The organism is Neorhizobium sp. LjRoot104 (genome assembly GCF_964253725.1).
Lineage (GTDB): Bacteria > Pseudomonadota > Alphaproteobacteria > Rhizobiales > Rhizobiaceae > Neorhizobium.
Map to the genome: position 1 here is coordinate 3,157,761 of NZ_CAXURS020000001.1, position 18,161 is coordinate 3,175,921.

Sequence of the window (18,161 nt, forward strand, 5' to 3'; positions counted from 1 at the left end):
GTCATCCATGGACAAAAGCCCGCGCCGGGAGACTGGCGCGGGCTTCTATGATTCCTCCAATCATCGCGCCTGCTCCCTGCCCCAGAAATTATAGTGATAGTATAAAATCGCATTTGTCTCAGTTGAATTCATGCATTAGCGTCCGCCGCCGGCAGCAGTCTGCGGCCGTCGGATGGGATACCCATCCACCGGGCGTCTGAATCTCTGCACAGAGGCCGAAGAGGCGCATCCGGCCGAAATCGCCTGGCGTGGGAGAATGTTTTGAGCAGTGATCATGAGGTCTTCACCGGTCGCCGGGAAGACATGAGACTTATTACAGGCCAGGGCGCGTATACCGCCGACAAGGTGCTGGATAACCAGCTCCACGCCGCATTCTTGAGAGCTGACCAGGCGCATGCGCGCATCGTGTCGATCGATGTCGAGGCGGCGCTTGAGGCCCCCGGCGTCCATATCGTACTCACCGGCAAGGACGCGCTGGAGGCCAGCCTGATCGCCCCTGGGCCGCTGGTCTCCTTCCCCGGCGTCGATGGCATGAAGATCAAGGCACCCGACCGTTATGCGCTTTCGACCGGCCGTGTCCGCTTCGTCGGCGAACCGGTCGCGATGGTGGTGGCAGATAGCGCCGAGGCGGCCGCCGACGCGGTCGAGCTGATTGCGGTCGAGTACGAAGACCTGCCGGCGATCATCGACCCGGAGGCGGCATTGGAAGAGGGAGCGCCGCAACTTTTCGACGACGTGCCGGGCAATCTCGTTTTCCTGCACGGTTTCGGCGACAAGGCGACGGCCGACGAGGCCTTCGCCAAGGCCGCGCATGTCGCGACGCTGACGGTCGAGTCGCAGCGCGTCGCCGCCAACCCGCTCGAACTGAAATCCTTCATGGCGGCCTATGATCCCGGGACGGACGTCTTCGACGTCTATTCCGCCAGCCAGGGCACGGGCCTTGCCGATGGTCTCGCCCGCTTCACCGGCCATCCGCCGGAAAAGGTGCGCCACCACATGGGCGATGTCGGCGGCAGCTTCGGCATCCGCGGCGCGGCCTATCCCGAATATGCAGCGATCATGCTCGCAGCGAGGAAACTCTGTCGGCCGATACGCTGGACGGCCAGCCGCACCGAAAGCTTCCTCGCCGATTATCACGGCCGCGCCGTCAGGTTCACCGGCGAACTGGCGCTCGGCGAAACCGGCGAGTTCCTTGGCATCCGGATGAACATCGTCTGCGATCTCGGCGCCTATCATTCGCCGCCCGGCGCGCTGATCAACGTGCTCAATCCGATGCTGACCGGCACGGGATGTTACCGCATCCCCGCGGTTTACGGGCTGAACCGCCTCGCCTTCACCAATACCTCGCCGATCGCCGCCTATCGCGGTGCCGGCCGTCCGGACATCAACTATTTCGTCGAGCGGCTGGTCGATCAGGCCGCCACCGATCTCGGCATGGACCGGATCGAGATCCGCCGGAAGAACCTGATCCCCGACGATGCCTATCCCTACCAGACCCCGACCACAATTTACGACAGCGGCAGCTATGTCGCGATGCTGGAAGAGGCCGTCTCGATGTCCGACTGGAAGGGTTTCGAAACCCGCCGGAAGGAAGCCGAAAAGCGCGGCAATCTGCGCGGCATCGGCATGGGCATCTTCATCGAGCCCTCGGGCGGCGGCCACATGCCGGAAGAAACCGAGATCCGTTTCGAGGCGGACGGCACGCTGACGCTCTACACGCTTTCCGGCTCCGCCGGCCAGGGCCACGAGACGGTGCTGCCGCGGCTCGTCGCCAGGGAACTCGGCATCGACGAGAACCTCGTCAACCTGCGCGCCAACAGCGTCCATGCGCCCCACAAGCTCAAAGGCGCCGGCACCATGGGCTCACGCACCATGGCCTCGCACGGCGCGTCCCTGGCGGTCACCTCCCGCGAAGTGGTGAAGAAGGGCCTGAACCTCGCCGCCGAAGCGCTGGAAGCCTCGGAAACCGACATCGAATTCGACCACGGCCACTACAAGGTGGCCGGCACCAACATGTCGATCTCGCTCCTGGAACTGGCGGCCCGCCACGTCACGCCGGATGGCAATGCCCTGGATACGCTGGCCTCGATCCAGCCGGAGCGCAATTTCCCCGGCGGCGTGCACGTCGCCGAAGTGGAGATCGACCCGAATACCGGCGAGACCAGGGTCACCTCCTATATCGGCATCGACGATGCGGGCCATGTCCTCAACCACACGCTGCTCGAAGGCCAGATGCATGGCGGCCTTGCCCAGGGTGCCGGCCAGGTCTTTGGCGAGCATATCGTCTACGACCGCGACAGCGGCCAGATGCTGACCGCCACGTTCATGGACTATTTCATGCCGCGCGCCGATTTCATGCCGACGCCGCGCTTCTTCGACCTGCCGACGCCCTCGCCCACCAATGTACTCGGCGTCAAGGGCGGCGGCGAAGCCGGCACGACCGGCGCCCTGCCGACCCTGATGAACGCCGTCCTGGATGCGCTTCGATCGGCCGGCGTCAGGGATTTCGACATGCCTGCAACCCCTTACAGGGTCTGGGAAGCCATCAGAGCGGCTAGGGAGGATGCTCGACAGGGTCCTTGATCCGAGCCCTGTTTCGTCTGTCGGTGGATTGCCTGAATGCCTTGCGGAACGCTAGAAGTCCTCTTCAAAGCAATGGAACGCAGGGCCTCGGCGCTATGACACTGGACGACATCACCGACACCGTCATCGGCCGCGCCAAAGACAAGCGGCGCTTCATCGTCGCGATTGCCGGCCCGCCGGGCGGCGGAAAATCCACCCTCGCCGACGCCCTGCACGAAGCCCTGCTAGCGCGCGGTGAAGCGACCGAAATCCTGCCGATGGACGGCTTCCACATGGACAACGGCCTCCTCGAAGCCCGCGGCCTGTTGCCCCGCAAGGGCGCGCCGCAGACTTTTGACGTTCGCGGTTTCGCGGATATCCTGAGTGCGGTGCGGCAGGGGGACGAAGAAGTGCTGGTGCCGGTCTTCGACCGGTCCCGCGAGATCGCCATCGCCTCGGCCCGCGCCATCTCCCCCGACACCCATATCGTTCTGGCGGAAGGCAATTACCTGCTGATCGACGAGGCACCCTGGTCGCGGCTCGCCGCGATGTTCGACCTTACGATCTTCGTTGGCCCTTCGGAGGAAGTGCTGCGCGAGCGGCTGAAGGCCCGCTGGGTGCATTACGGGCTGAACGAAGCGGAGATCGCGTGGAAACTCGATGGCAACGACCTGCCGAACGGTCGCTATATCCTTACGCACTCTCGGCCCGCCGACATCAGGCTCGAAAGCTACTGAGGCTGTTGCGGACAACGCCGGCCTACAGGGCCATTCCCGTTTCGCGGTCGAAGACATGCACCTGCTCGGCCGGAATGTTGGCTTCGAACCGGGCGCCGTAGCGGGCCGGGTATTCGCCATCGACGATGGCGACGACCGGATGGCCGGCAAGGTCGAAGATGATGTGGGTCTGTGCACCGGTCGGCTCGACCAGCAGCGTCTGCCCCGCAAGCGCCGTTCCCCCGACGCCGGGGCTGAGGTGTTCAGGGCGCAGGCCCACCTTGATCGCCTGGCCGCGCTTCACCTTGCGGTCCGGCGCGATACGGATCGCCGTTCCGTCGCTCAGACGCGCGGCCGCCTCGCCGCCATCGCCATCCACGGTGCCATCGAGAAGGTTCATCGCCGGAGAACCGATAAAGGCCGCGACGAAGAGGTTGGCCGGCTTTTTGTAAAGTTCCATCGGCGTGCCCTCCTGCTCCACCCGGCCCTGGTTGAGCACGACGATCCGGTCGGCGAGCGTCATCGCCTCGATCTGGTCGTGGGTGACGTAGATCGACGTCGTCCCGACCTTCTGGTGCAGTTGCTTGATCTCGGCGCGCATCTGCACGCGCAGCTTGGCGTCGAGATTGGAAAGCGGCTCGTCGAACAGGAAGACGGCCGGGTTGCGGACGATCGCCCGGCCCATGGCAACGCGCTGGCGCTGCCCGCCGGAAAGCTGCGCCGGCTTGCGGTCGAGAAGCGGCATGAGGTCGAGCATGCGGGCGGCTTCGGCGACGCGTTCGGCGATCACCGGCTTCGGGGTGCCGGAAAGCCGCAGGTTGAAGCCCATGTTTTCCGCGACCGTCATGTGCGGATAAAGCGCGTAGGACTGGAACACCATGGCGATATTGCGCTCTCGCGGCGTCAACTCGTTGACGACCGCATTGTCGATGACGACATCCCCGCCGGTAATTTCCTCAAGCCCGGCAATCATCCGCAGCAGGGTTGATTTTCCGCAGCCGGAAGGGCCGACCAGGGCGATGAACTGCCCATCCTCGATCGACAGGGAAATACCGTGAATGACGTCGAGTGCGCCGTAGGCCTTGCGGACTTGTCTGAGTTCGACGGATGCCATGCGAGTTACTCCGGGTCGGGGCTCAGGACTTCACCGCACCGGCGGTCAGGCCGGCGATGATGTGCTTCTGGGCCAGGAAGAAGGCGATGATGGTGGGCAGGATGGTGAGCGTGATGAAGGCCAGCACCAGCTGCCATTCGGTGCTGAATTCGCCCCGGTAGATCATGATGCCGAGCGGCCAGGGATAACGGCTTTCCGAATTCAGCATGATCAGCGGCACGATATAGCTGTTCCAGCTGCCGACGAAGGAGATGATGCCGACGGTCGCGATGATCGGCCGCGACAGCGGCAGCGTGATATGCCAGAAGAACCGCATGTAGCCGCAGCCGTCCACGAAGGCCGCGTCGAAGAGTTCCGACGGCAGATTGCGAAAGTAGTTGCGGAACAGCATGATGCTCATGCCCATGCCGAACGCCACCTGCGGCAGCACCACGCCCCAGTATGTATCGATGAGCCCCAGATCGCGGATGCGGATATAAAGCGGCAGGATGGCGGTCGCGGCCGGAAACATCAGTCCGATCAGGAAATAGTTGACCAGGTAATTGGCGCCGAAGAAGCGGAGATGCGCGAAGCAGAAGGCGGCCATGGCGCCGAAGGTCAGCGTCAGGAACACCGTCAGCAGGGCGATGATCAGCGAATTGCTCATCTGCAGCCAGTAGCGCTTGCTGACGATGATGTCCGTGTAGTTCGACCACTGCCATTCCGTCGGCAGGCCGAAAGGATTGCCACGCAGTTCGCCCAGCGTCTTGAAGCCGCCGAGCGCGGTGCTGATCAGCGGCACCACCACGATTGCCGCCACGATGATCAGCGACACGTACATATAGACCTGCGTGCCGGCGCGGATGCGCTGGCCGGACGTCGGGGCGCTGGCGGCATCGATGGGCTGTGCTGTCGAGATCTCAGTCATTGCGCATGAATACCCGCTTGTAGCTGAAGGCGAGCGTCACGCAGATCACGAACAGCACCACGCCGACGGCGCTGCCGAACCCGACCTGCATGCGGGTCACCCCGAAATTGTAGAGGAACGTCACCATCGTCTGCGTCGAGTTCGAGGGCCCGCCGCCGGTGAGCGGCATGATCATGTCGAACAGCTGCAGCGAACCGACGACCGCAAAGAAGACGGAGAGGCGCACGGTGGAGCCGAGCAGCGGCAATGTCACAAGCCGGAATTTCTGGAAACCGGTCGCGCCGTCGATGTCGGCCGCTTCGAGCACGCTCTTGTCGATCGCCTGCAGACCGGCGATGAAGAGCATCATGTGAAAGCCGAAATACTTCCAGACCACCACGCCCAGGATCGCGTACATCGCCAGGTCCCGGTCGGCCAGCCAGAAGGGCGCCTCGACACCGAGCATCTGCGAGATACCGGCCACGAGACCGAAATCCCCGTCATAGACGAAACGCCAGATCATGCCGGCCGCGACGTCCGCAAGTACATAGGGCAGGAAGAAGATCAGCCGGAAGAACAGCGCGCCCTTGATCCGGCTGGAGATCATCGTCGCCAGCCAGAGCGCCAGCGGCACCTGCACGCAGAGCGAGGCGAGCACGATCAGGCCGTTGTTGATCAGTGCCTGGGTGAAGGCGCTGTTGCGGAAAATGAGCTGGTAGTTGCGCCAGCCGACCCACTGCGTCGGACTGCCATAGCCGTTCCAGTTGTAGAAGGAATACCAGGCGGCCTCGCCCATGGGCAGAATGACCAGCACCGTGAACAGAAGAAGCGCCGGCGGCAGGAACAGGACCAGCACCGGCCACTTGCTGTTGGCCAGGGACCGCCTGCGGCGCCGCGATACCGCAAGTGTATTCCCGGATGGGACGGCATTGGCAGATATCAGCGTATCGCTCATCGATTTTCGAGCCTTTCGGGCTGCGCAGGACGGCGTCAGGCAAGGGCGGGAACCGGCGCTCCCAGGGTTGCTGGAACCTTAAGGAGCGGGAGCGCCGGCACTGTGCTTACTTTCGCTCGAGAGAATAGGCATCCTCGATCTGCTGCGCTGCGTCAGCCGGCTTCATGCCGCCGGAGACCACCTCGACACTGATGTCGTTGACGATCGCACCGACATTGGGACCGAGATCCTGGTCGAGGAAGTTCTGGTGCCAGGTTTCCTTGCCAAGAGCCTCGGCGACTTCCTTCAGCAGCGGCTTGGAGATCGCTTCGCTCGCACCCTTGGCGACGGGCATGATCTGAGTATCCCTGGCGAGCACTTTCTGCACGTCGATGCTTGCCATGTAGCGGAGGAAGTCCTCGGTTTCAGGCGGAGCGTTCTTGGTGACCGCCCATCCGTTGAGACCGCCGAAGCTGTCGGTGGTCACACCGGCACCACCGCTGACGACGGGGAACGGGAAGCGACCGATATTGTCGTCGGCAAGGCCTTTGCGGCTCGTCGAATTCGACGCCTGGGTCGCAGGCGTGTTCTCGAAGCTCAGGATGAGCGCGGCACGGCCATCGCCGAAGGCGGCAAGCGCGTCGTTCCAGGTTGCGCCCAGATAGCCATTCTGGAATGGCTCAAGCTTGCCGAGTTCGGCCAGACGCTCGCCCGCCTTGACGAACGGCTTGCCGGCGAAGCCGTCGTTCTTGCCTGCCTTCGCATCGGCAAAGCCCTTTTGCCCCGCCTCGCGCATCGAGAGATAGCTCCAGTAGAAATGCAGGGGCCACTTGTCACGCCCGCCGCCGGCAATAGGCGTCACGCCGGCCTGCTTCAGCGTTTTGACCGCACCGAGGAAATCGTCCCAGGTTGCGATCTTCGAGGCATCGACACCCGCCTTCTTGAACAGCTCCTTGTTGTAGTAGAAGGAAACGAGGCCGGTCCTGACGGGCGACGCCCAGACCTTGCCATCGAAGGTCAGGCCGTCGACGGCGGAGGCGTTGACCGACTTGCGCCATTCCCCTCCATTCGCGTCGATCGCCGCATTGATCGGCCGCAACGTGCCGGTCTCGGACTGCGCCTTCAGGACGCCGCCACCCCACGTATAGAAGATGCTTGGCGCATCGTTCGACTGTAGAAGCGTCGGCAGTTTGGCCTTGAAGGCCTGGTTTTCCAGGAATTGCAGCTCGACTTTGACCCCGGGATGCTTGGCCTCGTAATCCCTCGCGATCTGGTTCCAGACGGCGACGTTCCCCGGCACCTGCTCGACATGCATCCAGCGAATGACGCTGTCCGCTGCGGCAGCGCCGGCCGTAAACAGGCCACCGGCGAGAATTACGGCGGTGGCGGAAATCAGACGCATTCTGTGGTATCTGTTGGACATTGAAGGTGCTCCTCCCAAAGCTTTATTCCTGTATCCGAATTAAATAATCGGCAAGCCTGCCGCATCTGTCAATAGCTTTGCACGAGATTGGAATATTTTGGCAAAAAATGCGGCATTCGTCGCTTTTTTCTATTGCAAGCAGCACAAAATCGGCTCTAGAACAAAGCGGATTTAATTTGCACCTCGAATTAAATAGCAGTTCGGTGCAGAAGCCGACGAGTGCGCAGAAAATGAAGACCGCCGATCCCGAATTGTTGCGCGCCATCAACCGCCTCAATGTGCTTGATACGATCCGGCGGCGCGGCCCCATTTCTCGCGTCGAAATTTCCGAACGCACCGAACTCTCGACCACCACCGTTTCCGCCATCACCGGTTCGCTTCTCGACGACGGGCTGATCCTGACCCGCCACGAGGGCGATATCCGCAACGAGGCGGTGCGCGGCCGGCCGCGCGTCATGCTGGAAGTCAATCCGGATGCCGCCCGCGTCGTCGGTGCCAAGATCGCGGCAAGCCGCATGGTCTTCGTGGTCACCAATTTCCGCGGCGACGTGCTCTCCAAGCTCACCCTGCCGATCCGTATCGACCGCCAGCCGATCGCCGTCATCGCCGACCTCGTCGAGGACGGCGTCCGCCGCTGCGTCGTCGATGCCGGCCTGTCGCTGGAGGATGTCGACAGCGTCTGCCTCGGACTTCCAGGCGTCATCGAACACCGCACCGGGCATATCCGCTCAAGCCCGATTTTTCGCGAGATCAACATCGATTTTGCCGCCGAAATGTCCACGCGCCTGTCGACGCCGACGATCGTCGAGAGCGATGCCCATGCCATTACCCTCGGCCACCACTGGTTCGGCAAGGCCCGCGACCTGCAGGACATGGTCCTGATCTCGCTCGAACAGACGCTCGGCCTCGGCGTGCTGCATGGCAACCGGCTTTTTCGCGGCGCCGGAGGCCTCAGCCACAATCTCGGCGACCTCGTGCTCGGCACGGGACCGCAGGGCATGGTGCGACTTTCGAGCCAGGCCGGCGAAAGCGCCATCCTCGGCGAACAGCAGGCCGACGGGCGTTTTGCCGAGGCGGTGCGGCTCGGCCGCGGCATGACCCACGTCCAGGCGCTGATCCAGGCCGACGACGACCGGCTGATCGGCGCGGCCGTTCGCGCCGGCGAGGCCGTCGGGCTGACCATCGCCAATATCGTCACGCTGTTCGCGCCGCCGCGCGTCATCCTCGTCGGCTCGTCGCTGGCGCTGGGCGAGCCGTTCCTGAACAGCCTGCGCGACGCCTATGCGCTCGCCATCCCGCCCTCGCTGAAAGGCGTCAGCGAACTCGTCTTCGACGATTCGACCGATGATTTCTGGGCGCAGGGGGCTGCCGCAGTCGCGCTTTACGAACTTTACGAATCGCCCTGGAGCACCACCGGGCCGGCGCTCTGAGGCGCAAATTTCAGCATTTTTCGGGAGGAAATCATGGATAAAGTCGGTATCGGCATCATCGGATGCGGCAATATTTCAGGCGCCTATCTGAAGGCGATGACATCAGCCTTTCCGATCCTCGATATCCGCGGGGTGGCCGATCTCAACCGTGATCTGGCCGAGGCGAAGGCGTCCGAGTTCAATCTTGAGGCCCGCACGGTCGATGAACTGCTGGCCGATCCCAAGGTAGAAATCATCGTCAACCTGACGATCCCGAAGGCCCATGTCGCCGTTGCCCTGCAGGCGCTCGATGCCGGCAAGCACACCTATTCGGAAAAACCGCTCGGGATTAATTTCGCGGAAGGGAAAAAACTGGCGGAGGCCGCCAAGGCGAAGGGACTGCGCATCGGCGCTGCCCCCGACACCTTTCTCGGCGGCGGCCACCAGACGGCCCGCGAGTTGATCGACCGGGGCGTCATCGGCTTGCCCGTCGGCGGCACGGCGACCTTCATGTGCCCGGGCCACGAGCGCTGGCACCCGAACCCGGCCTTCTACTACGAGGTCGGCGGTGGTCCGATGCTCGACATGGGCCCCTATTACATCACCGATCTCGTCAACATGCTCGGCCCTGTATCACAGGTCGCGGGTTTCGCGATCACGCCCCGCAAGGAGCGCATCATCACCAGCGAACCGCGCAACGGCGAGCGCATTCCGGTGCATGTTCCAACCCATGTGGCGGGCGTCATGGCCTTTGCCAATGGCGCGGTGGTGCAGATCGGCATGAGTTTCGACGTTGCCGGCCACAAACATGTGCCGCTCGAAGTCTACGGCACCGAAGGCACGCTGATCGTGCCGGATCCGAACCGTTTCGAGGGACCTGTCGGCTATCTGAAGAAGGGTGGCCAGTTCGAGGACCAGCCCGCCACCCTCCCCTATGCGGACGGCAACTACCGCTCGATAGGCGTCGCGGACATGGCGCATGCGATCCGTTCCAACCGCCCCCACCGGGCGAACGGCAATCTGGCGCTGCATGTGCTGGAGGTCATGGAAGCCTTCCACACGGCCTCCGCCGAAGGGCGCACGATCAGGATCACCACGGCGACGGAGCGGCCCGCTCCACTGTCGGAATCGCTTGTTGACGGCCAGCTGGCGAAATAATCTGGAGGACGAATAAAATGCGTGAAGCACTCATCGTATGGGGCGGCTGGAGCGGCCACGAACCGCAGGAATGTGCCGAGATCATCAAGGACATGCTCGAGGAGGACGGTTTCAAGGTCTATCTCGAACACTCGACCGAAGCCTTCGCCGATCCGTCCATCCATGACCTCAGCCTCATCGTGCCGATCATGACCATGTCGAAGATCGAGAAGGAGGAGGTGAAGAACCTCGCCGCGGCCGTCCAGAGCGGCGTCGGCATTGCCGGTTACCACGGCGGCGCGGGCGACGCCTTTCGCGAGTCGGTTGACTACCAGTTCATCATCGGCGGCCAGTGGGTCGCCCATCCCGGCAATATCATCGACTACACGGTCAACATCACGAAGCCGGGCGATCCGCTGATGGAGGGGATCACCGATTTCCCCTACACGTCCGAGCAATATTACATGCATGTCGATCCCTCGAACGAGGTGCTGGCGACGACCACGTTTACCGGCGACCATGCCTACTGGATCGACGGCGTCGTCATGCCGGTGGTCTGGAAGCGGAAATACGGAGAGGGCCGGGTTTTCTACTCCTCGCTCGGCCACCAGGCCAAGGAATTCGACGTGCCCCAGATGAAGACGATCTTTAGGCGCGGAGCAAACTGGGCGGCGCGTTGAGACTGGACTGAGACGGCGCATGGAGCCCCTCCCCCTTGTGGGGAGGGGTTGGGGAGGGGACTTTACTCCGAATAAAACCCCTCCCGCCTGCCGGCCACCAACCGGGGACGGGTCGCTTGCCCCGTCCCGTCCTCCGGACCCCCACAAGGGGAGGGTCAGGAATGCCGCACCGCCTCTTACCTACATTCCTTTCAATGCCTTGAAGGTCTCCGCAAACGACGCACCTTTGCGATAAAACACTGGCGGACAACCGATCGGCGATGCCACCGTCACCTCTTCCCCGCCTGCATATTCCACGTCGCTCCAGACATGCACCCAATCTGCCCCTTTCGGCAGATAGACGCTGCGCACCTCCTGCGCCGCATGCCACACGGGCGCGACCAGCAACTCAGAGCCGTAGAGGTAAGCATCCTGAATAGCGTAGGTCTTCGGATCATGCTCATAATGCAGGAAAAGCGGCCGTTGCACCGGCAGGCCTCGCGCGGCGGCCTCGGTGGACAGCGTCTTCAGATACGGCGCCAGATGCACGTAGATCCGCGTCATCCGGGCGAAATGTTCCAGTACTTCGGGATCCTGGTCGATCTGGATGTTATCGCGCGGCCGGTTGCCCTCGTGGCTGCGCATGACCGGCGTGAAGGCGGCCATCTCCGCCCAGCGCATCAGGAGTTCCGGCGTTCGGACATTACCGAACAGGCTCGTGTAACCGCCGATATCGGAATGGTGATAGGCGTTCCCGAGCAGGCCTGACGAGAGGGCCGCGCACATCACCGTGACGAGCCCGTCATGGCGCGAAAAATCCACCGACTGGTCGCCGCCCCACAGCAGCGGGCAATGTTTCTGCACCCCGGTAAAGCCGGCCCGCATGAAGAACAGCGCCTCGCCCGTCCTGCCGCGGCTGGCGATCGCCTTGGCATTGACCTCGGCCCAGAGCGTCGGCCAGGCATTGTGCATCAGCTTGGCGTCGATGCCGTTCGCAAGCTCCACGTCGATCGGCAGGTATTCGCCGAAATCGGCCATCCAGCCGGTCAGCCCGAAATCCAGCATGCGACGGCCGATGACTTCCTCGGCAAACCAGTCTGCGGCTTCCGGATTGGTGAAATCGACGACGCCGCAATCGAACTCGCCGAAATCGACGATGGCAGTTCGACCAAGCTGATCCCTGGCGAAATAACCCGCCGCCTCCGCTTCGGGAAAGAGCGAACCATCGACGCAGAGATAGGGGTTCACATAGCCGAGAAAACGAATGTCCTCCCCGTTCAGCTCCGCGATTTTCTCTCGCAGGCCCGGATAGCGGCTCTCGTTCGCCTGCCAGTCCCAGAAGAGGCGCGAGCCGAACGAGGTCTGGCGAAGCCCGACCCAGTCCTCGCACCAGAGGCCCGAGACCTGGACGCCCGCGTTGCGCATTTTTTCCAGCCGCGCGAAGGAATTGACGCCGTCCTTGAGGCCGATGATCGCGCCCTTGTAGACCCAGTCCGGCAGTTCCGGTTGCCGCCCGAAGCGCAACGACAGCACCTCGACCAATTCCACGAAACTCGGTGCGGCGAACAACTCGATCCGCTCCGGCACCGCCCAGGCTTCGATCTCGTGAAACGTCTTGCGGCGGAAATCGAAGACGGAATAGGCGGTCGTCTCCACATGCAGCGCATAGCGCGCCGAGGAGACGTAGGTCGGCTGCGGATAGTTGGTGTTGTAATAGTCACCTCCGGCCTTGTCCTTCAGGTCCGACTTGAAGGTGATCTCGCTGGTCTTGTCGCGGCCGACGCCCGGCTCCGAAGTCCACAAGGGAAAACGGCGCCCGCGCATGTCGAAATAGGACATCTGCTCGCCGCCGCCCCAGACATGCTCGTCATTCTCCGCATGGATGCGGATCCAGAAGCGGTTGATCCTCTCGTCCAGCGACCGGAAATGCACGGCCGTTTCCGAGACGGTCAGTTCCAGCCGCGGTGCCCGGCCTTCCGCATCCGAGAGGCTGATCATGTTGCCATCGACATCCGCGTGGCGCAGCGCGCTGCGCTCGACGATATAGTCCTCGACCTCGAAATTGCCGCGGTACATGTCCATCCGTTCCTGCCCGTGGCCGACGAAGATGCAGGGCGAGGCAGCGCTGTGCCGCAGGATGACGCGGCCGTTCAGCGAAATGGAAAAACCGTCTTGTGTCGTCTCGAATTTCATCTTGTCGTACTCGATTGTTTCTACCGCAGCCGCGATACGTAACGCGCCACGGAATGGTCGAACCATGTGCGGGAAACCTCGGCCAGGGCGCCGTCCTGCGCCTGGCTCGTCCGCAGTACATAAGGGATCGGCGCTCCCGGCTTCTGGCCGAATCCCGACGGCGCCCAGTCGGGCACGGTGTCGAGGCCGATCTTGTCTTCCGCCCGGGCGATCCAAAGGCCTAGCCGGGTGCGGTAATAGAGATAGAGGGATTCCGACAGCTCCTCCGGCGCGATGGCCGCCACATAGGAGCCGTCCAGCCAGATCTCCTCGAGCGCTGCGACCTTGCCCGACAGCCGCCGGATGCGGCGGATGCGATGCCCCTCCGGCGAAAAGCCGAATTTCGGCAGATCCTTGGGTTTGTCGAGCCGCATCACGTCGAGTAATTCCGCCGTCGGCAGGCCGCCGCCGTGGATCAACTCCAGCCGGAACATGGCATAGACGCTCTTCGGGTCGCTGATCGCCCGGACATAGTTGCCGGATCCCTGCACCCGCTCCAGAAGCCCGCGGTTCTGCAACTCCGCCAGCGCCTTGCGCAGCGTGCCGACCGCGATGCCGAGCTGCACCGCCATGTCGCGCTCGGGCGCCAGCTTCTCGCCATCGACAAGCCGGCCGGCCGCGATGTCGCGCACCAGAAGTTCGGCGATTTGCATATAGATCGGCAGACTGCCCGGATAACTGTCCATAAGCCGTTTCCCCCTCCCCGGGAACAACGCATTAAAATTGATACACCATTGATTTACACGAAAGCGGGTGATATGCAAGTCGAAGGTTGAGGAGGATTTGATGACTATCGTGCCTATAACATCCCCGGATCTCGATGCGGCCGAAGTATCCTGGTTCGCGGCCCTATGTTCGGACGACTACGCCTATCTCGGCGTCCCCGACGACGCGCTGAGATCCAGCTGGGAACATTGTTCCGACATCGTCAGGCGCACGGAGGCGCTCGGCTTCCGCAACATCCTCTGCCCTTCATCCTACCAGGTCGGCCAGGATACGCTGAGTTTCGCCGCCGCCGCCTCGCAAATCACGGACAGGATCAATCTGCTGGCCGCGATCCGCTGCGGCGAGATGCAGCCGATCATGCTCGCCCGCACCATCGCTACCCTCGACCACATGCTGAAGGGCCGGCTGACGCTCAACGTCATCAGCTCCGATTTCCCCGGCGAAGTCGCCGACAGCGCCTTCCGTTATCGCCGCAGCCACGAGGTCGTGCAGATCCTCCGACAGGCCTGGACCCGCGACACGATCGATCACGAGGGCGAAGTCTACAATTTCAAGGGCGTCTCCACCGAGCCGGCAAGGCCCTACCAGCAGAACGGCGGCCCGCTTCTTTACTTCGGCGGCTATTCGCCGGATGCGCTTGAGCTCTGCGGCGCCCAATGCGACGTTTACCTGATGTGGCCGGAAACCAGGGACCAGTTGGCCGAGCGCATGAAGGCAGTCCACGCCCGCGCCGCCGCCCATGGCCGGACGCTCGACTACGGCCTGCGCATCCACATGATCGTCCGCGACACGGAGAAGGAAGCCCGCGACTATGCGGAGCATCTGGTCTCCAGACTGGACGACGAATACGGCCAGTTGATCCGCAGCCGCGCCCATGACAGCACCTCGCTCGGCGTCTCGCACCAGGCCAAGGCTCGCGAGCTTGCCGACAAGTTCGGCTATGTCGAACCTCACCTCTGGACTGGCATTGGCCGGGCCCGATCCGGCTGCGGCGCGGCACTTGTCGGCTCCGCCGACCAGGTGCTTTCGGAAATCGAGGCCTACAAGAAGATGGGCATCCGGGCTTTCATCTTTTCGGGCTACCCGCATCTCGACGAAGCGGAACATTTCGGCCAGAAGGTGCTGCCCGAGCTCAAGACCTGTTCACTGCCGCATGCCTATGGCCGCGTGCCGGCCGAGACACCCGCAACGCCGCTCGGCAACGGGAGACGACACTGATGACCCCTCACCACCTGGACCGCATTCAACTTTCGCCCGAGCTGCAGCTCAGCCGCCTGGTTTACGGCATGTGGCGGATCGGCGACGACGCCGATACCTCGCCGAAACATGTCCAGGCGAAGATCGAAGCCTGCCTGGCGCAGGGCATCACCACCATGGACCAGGCCGACATCTATGGCGGCTATACGGCGGAAGCGATTTTCGGCGGGGCGCTGAAAGCCTCGCCTTCGCTGCGTGACAAAATCGAGATCGTCACCAAATGCGGCATCGTCGCGCCGGCCGGCCGCCATTCCGCCGTCCGCGGCAAGCACTACGATACCAGCGCCGCGCATATCAACGCCTCGGTCGAGGCCTCGCTGCGCGACATGGCCACCGACCATATCGATCTCCTCCTGATCCACCGGCCCGACCCGTTCATGGATCCGGACGAGACGGGCCCGGCGCTCGACGCGCTGGTCGTATCCGGCAAGGTGCGCGCTGTCGGCGTTTCGAATTTCCGCCCCTGGGATTTCTCCCTGCTGCAATCCTCCATGGAGGCAGAACTGGTCACCAACCAGATCGAGCTCAGCCTTGTCGCGGCAGATGCCTTCACCAATGGCGACCTCGCCTGGCTGCAGGAACGCGGCATCGCGCCGATGGCCTGGTCGCCGCTCGGCGGCGGCTCGCTTTTCACCAATGAAGGCCTAATGTCGGTCCTTGAGCGGATCGGGACGGAACAGGGCGTCGATGCCACAGCCGTCGCGGTCGCCTGGCTGCTCGCCCATCCCGCCGCCATCCTGCCGGTGCTCGGCACCAACAATCTCAGCCGTATCGCCACGATCGCCGACGCCGCGAAGGTGACGATCGATCGCCAGACCTGGTTCGAACTCTACACAGCCGCAATCGGAAAGCAGGTACCATGATGATCACTGCCGACACCGCAAGCATCTCCAGCGAACAGATCTTCATTCCGGACGCATCGACCGCGCGGCATTATCGCAACGCGCTCGGGGCCTTCACGACCGGGGTTACTGTGGTGACGGCAACGACTCCGGATGGCCCGATCGGCATGACGGTCAACAGCTTCGCTTCGGTGTCGCTCGATCCGCCGCTGGTGCTCTGGTCGCCAGCCAAAAGTTCGTCGCGCCACGCGGCGTTCACGGCGGCCGGCCATTTCGCCATCCATGTGCTGAGCGCCGACCAGGATCGCTTGAGCGCCCGCTTCACGCGCGGCGGCCTCGGGTTCGAGGAGCTTTGCTGGAACCAGAACCACGAAGGCGTGCCGGTCATACCCGGCACGCTGGCTCGCTTCGAATGCGAGCTCTCCTCGATGCACGATGCCGGCGATCATACGCTGATCCTCGGGCGGGTGCTGCGCGCTGCCCACCGGGAAGGCGATCCTTTGTGTTTCTCGCGCGGCACCTTCGGACGCTTCGCGAGCACCACCAGCCAGTAAAGAACAAAATCCGGCGCCGGAAATATTGACCCGCGGGCGCGGTTGGGCCAAGTCAGTTTTGCGACAAACCAGCCGAGATCGACAGGGCAATCCATGACAATCATCAGACCGGAGATCAGCGCCCGCGCCGCGGCAGCGCCCCGCAGCGGCATTGGCGAAATCGTTACCTATGCCCGAGGCCGCGAAAACCTGATGCCGCTCTGGATCGGCGAAGGCGACCTGCCGACCCCCGATTTCATCACCCGCGCCGCCAGCGAGGCGCTGCTTGCCGGCGAAACCTTCTACACCTGGACGCAAGGCATTCCGGCGCTCCGCGAAGCGATCGTGCGCTATTACCAGCGGCACTATGCAAAGGATCTGTCGGTCGACAATATCTACGTCACCGGTTCCGGCATGCAATCGATCGTGCTCGCCATCCAGACGGTCGCCTCCGCCGGCAACGAGATCGTTTATCTGACACCGGCCTGGCCGAATGTGGTGAACTCGATCGGCGTCTCCGAGGCAAAGGCCGTTCCGGCAGAGCTGGCTTTTGTGGACGGCCGCTGGATGCTCGATATCGAGCGGCTGAAGGCGGCGATCACCCCGAAGACCAGCGCGCTCTTCATCAACTCGCCGTCCAACCCGACCGGCTGGACCGCCACCCATGACGATCTCAAGGCGATCCTCGATCTTGCCCGCAAGCATGGCCTGTGGATCATCGCCGACGAAATCTACGGCCTCTATTATTTCGAAGGCGCCCGCGCGCCATCACTCATGGACATCATGGAACCGGAAGACCGGATCATCTTCGCCAATTCCTTCTCGAAGAACTGGTGCATGACCGGCTGGCGGGTCGGCTGGATGGTGGCGCCGACGGAAATCGGCCAGACGCTGACCAACCTCATCCAGTACTCGACCTCGGGCGTCGCCCAGTTCATGCAGAAGGGCGCGATTGCCGCCCTCGAGCAGGGCGACGACTTCATCCGCACCAATATCGAGCGGGCGCGAAAATCCCGCGACATCCTCTGCGATGCGCTGATCGCCACCAACCGGGTGGAAACGCTGAAGCCCGCCGGCGCGCTCTACGCCTTCCTGAAGATCGACGGCGTCACCGACAGCCGCGAGGAGGCGTTCAGGATTGTCGACAAGACCGGCGTCGGCCTCGCGCCGGGAACCGCCTTCGGCCCGGGTGGACAGGGTTTCATGCGAGCCTGCTTCCTGCGCGATCCGCTACAGGTGGAGGACGCGGCGAACCGGCTCAGCGACTATATCCGCGGCCGGTAATTCACCGGAACCATCGGACCGGACACCGGATGACCAGAATTCTGCTGATCCTTGCCGTTGCTTTGACCGGTTTCAGTACCGCCCGCGCCGAGGACACTGAAGTCAAGGCCTGGGCCAAGGAAAAATGCGTGCGCTACGAGCGCGCCTGGAGCCAGGCGAAGGATTTCATCGGGCTCGACGGCGTCGGCGACGACTTCATCAAGGGCAACGAGAAATTCATCGCCGACGGATGTTCGAGCGGTGCGGATGTCTGCCCGCACTCGCCCCAAGAGATCAAGCTCGCCAATGCCCTGACCATGGCCGCCATGAATTTCGGTACGGCGAGCAGCTTCCTGCCCTTCATCTGCCGTCAGCGGTAAGAACGTGAATATCCGGGCAGAACTTTCCACCCATCAACCCTCATTCCTGTGCTTGACACAGGAATCCAGCAACCGCGCGTCGGCGCGG

General features: G+C 63.1%; 16 protein-coding genes. 10 read left to right on the forward strand and 6 right to left on the reverse strand.

What is annotated here, in order from left to right:
• The first annotated feature begins 303 nt into the window (after positions 1–303).
• Positions 304–2,583 carry a xanthine dehydrogenase family protein molybdopterin-binding subunit gene (locus tag ACSQ8R_RS15965; protein WP_436254283.1) on the forward strand — a complete coding sequence of 760 codons (2,280 nt, stop codon included), beginning with the start codon at positions 304–306 and terminating at the stop codon, positions 2,581–2,583.
• A 95-nt stretch (positions 2,584–2,678) separates the two neighbouring features.
• On the forward strand, positions 2,679–3,299 hold the full coding sequence (locus ACSQ8R_RS15970; protein ID WP_436254284.1) for a nucleoside triphosphate hydrolase: 621 nt from the start codon (positions 2,679–2,681) through the stop codon (positions 3,297–3,299).
• A gap of 22 nt (positions 3,300–3,321) precedes the next feature.
• On the opposite strand, the gene ACSQ8R_RS15975 is transcribed toward ACSQ8R_RS15970, so the two are convergent.
• From ACSQ8R_RS15975 to ACSQ8R_RS15990, 4 genes are all read right to left on the reverse strand, one after another.
• A complete protein-coding gene (locus tag ACSQ8R_RS15975) occupies positions 3,322–4,392 on the reverse strand; it encodes an ABC transporter ATP-binding protein (RefSeq protein ID WP_436254285.1) in 1,071 nt (356 codons plus the stop codon).
• Positions 4,393–4,414: 22 nt separating this feature from the next.
• Positions 4,415–5,299, reverse strand: a complete 885-nt coding sequence (locus tag ACSQ8R_RS15980) for a carbohydrate ABC transporter permease (protein ID WP_436254286.1) — start codon at positions 5,297–5,299, stop codon at positions 4,415–4,417.
• Positions 5,292–6,233 (reverse strand): carbohydrate ABC transporter permease, encoded by a 942-nt coding sequence (locus ACSQ8R_RS15985; RefSeq protein WP_436254287.1) that lies wholly within the window; start codon positions 6,231–6,233, stop codon positions 5,292–5,294. The genes ACSQ8R_RS15980 and ACSQ8R_RS15985 overlap by 8 nt, the downstream gene beginning before the upstream one ends.
• 106 nt (positions 6,234–6,339) lie before the next feature.
• Positions 6,340–7,614, reverse strand: coding sequence for an ABC transporter substrate-binding protein (locus ACSQ8R_RS15990; protein WP_436254288.1), 1,275 nt, complete (start codon positions 7,612–7,614; stop codon positions 6,340–6,342).
• A 251-nt stretch (positions 7,615–7,865) separates the two neighbouring features.
• On the opposite strand from ACSQ8R_RS15990, the gene ACSQ8R_RS15995 reads away from it, so the two are divergent.
• The 3 genes from ACSQ8R_RS15995 to ACSQ8R_RS16005 are packed head-to-tail and all read left to right on the forward strand — an operon-like array spanning position 7,866 to position 10,861.
• The gene (locus ACSQ8R_RS15995; RefSeq protein ID WP_345923517.1) at positions 7,866–9,065 is read left to right on the forward strand and encodes an ROK family transcriptional regulator; all 1,200 of its coding nucleotides are present in this window, start codon (positions 7,866–7,868) and stop codon (positions 9,063–9,065) included.
• A gap of 33 nt (positions 9,066–9,098) precedes the next feature.
• Positions 9,099–10,202 (forward strand): Gfo/Idh/MocA family protein, encoded by a 1,104-nt coding sequence (locus ACSQ8R_RS16000; RefSeq protein ID WP_436254289.1) that lies wholly within the window; start codon positions 9,099–9,101, stop codon positions 10,200–10,202.
• Positions 10,203–10,219: 17 nt separating this feature from the next.
• Entirely contained in the window at positions 10,220–10,861 is a 642-nt protein-coding gene (locus tag ACSQ8R_RS16005) for a ThuA domain-containing protein (protein ID WP_436254290.1), read from the forward strand.
• A gap of 180 nt (positions 10,862–11,041) precedes the next feature.
• On the opposite strand, the gene ACSQ8R_RS16010 is transcribed toward ACSQ8R_RS16005, so the two are convergent.
• Entirely contained in the window at positions 11,042–13,099 is a 2,058-nt protein-coding gene (locus tag ACSQ8R_RS16010; protein WP_436254291.1) for an alpha-glucosidase, read from the reverse strand.
• Positions 13,054–13,758, reverse strand: a complete 705-nt coding sequence (locus ACSQ8R_RS16015; RefSeq protein WP_436254292.1) for a GntR family transcriptional regulator — start codon at positions 13,756–13,758, stop codon at positions 13,054–13,056. Before ACSQ8R_RS16015 ends, ACSQ8R_RS16010 begins: the two co-directional genes overlap by 46 nt.
• A gap of 100 nt (positions 13,759–13,858) precedes the next feature.
• On the opposite strand from ACSQ8R_RS16015, the gene ACSQ8R_RS16020 reads away from it, so the two are divergent.
• From ACSQ8R_RS16020 to ACSQ8R_RS16040, 5 genes are all read left to right on the forward strand, one after another.
• On the forward strand, positions 13,859–15,016 hold the full coding sequence (locus tag ACSQ8R_RS16020; RefSeq protein ID WP_436254293.1) for an LLM class flavin-dependent oxidoreductase: 1,158 nt from the start codon (positions 13,859–13,861) through the stop codon (positions 15,014–15,016).
• Between the two features lie 14 nt (positions 15,017–15,030).
• On the forward strand, positions 15,031–15,918 hold the full coding sequence (locus tag ACSQ8R_RS16025) for an aldo/keto reductase (protein WP_436255495.1): 888 nt from the start codon (positions 15,031–15,033) through the stop codon (positions 15,916–15,918).
• Entirely contained in the window at positions 15,915–16,451 is a 537-nt protein-coding gene (locus tag ACSQ8R_RS16030; protein WP_436254294.1) for a flavin reductase family protein, read from the forward strand. The genes ACSQ8R_RS16025 and ACSQ8R_RS16030 overlap by 4 nt, the downstream gene beginning before the upstream one ends.
• 93 nt (positions 16,452–16,544) lie before the next feature.
• Complete coding sequence (locus tag ACSQ8R_RS16035; protein WP_436254295.1) at positions 16,545–17,714, forward strand: pyridoxal phosphate-dependent aminotransferase; 1,170 nt, start codon at positions 16,545–16,547, stop codon at positions 17,712–17,714.
• A gap of 29 nt (positions 17,715–17,743) precedes the next feature.
• Positions 17,744–18,073, forward strand: a complete 330-nt coding sequence (locus tag ACSQ8R_RS16040) for a hypothetical protein (protein WP_436254296.1) — start codon at positions 17,744–17,746, stop codon at positions 18,071–18,073.
• Positions 18,074–18,161: the final 88 nt, after the last annotated feature.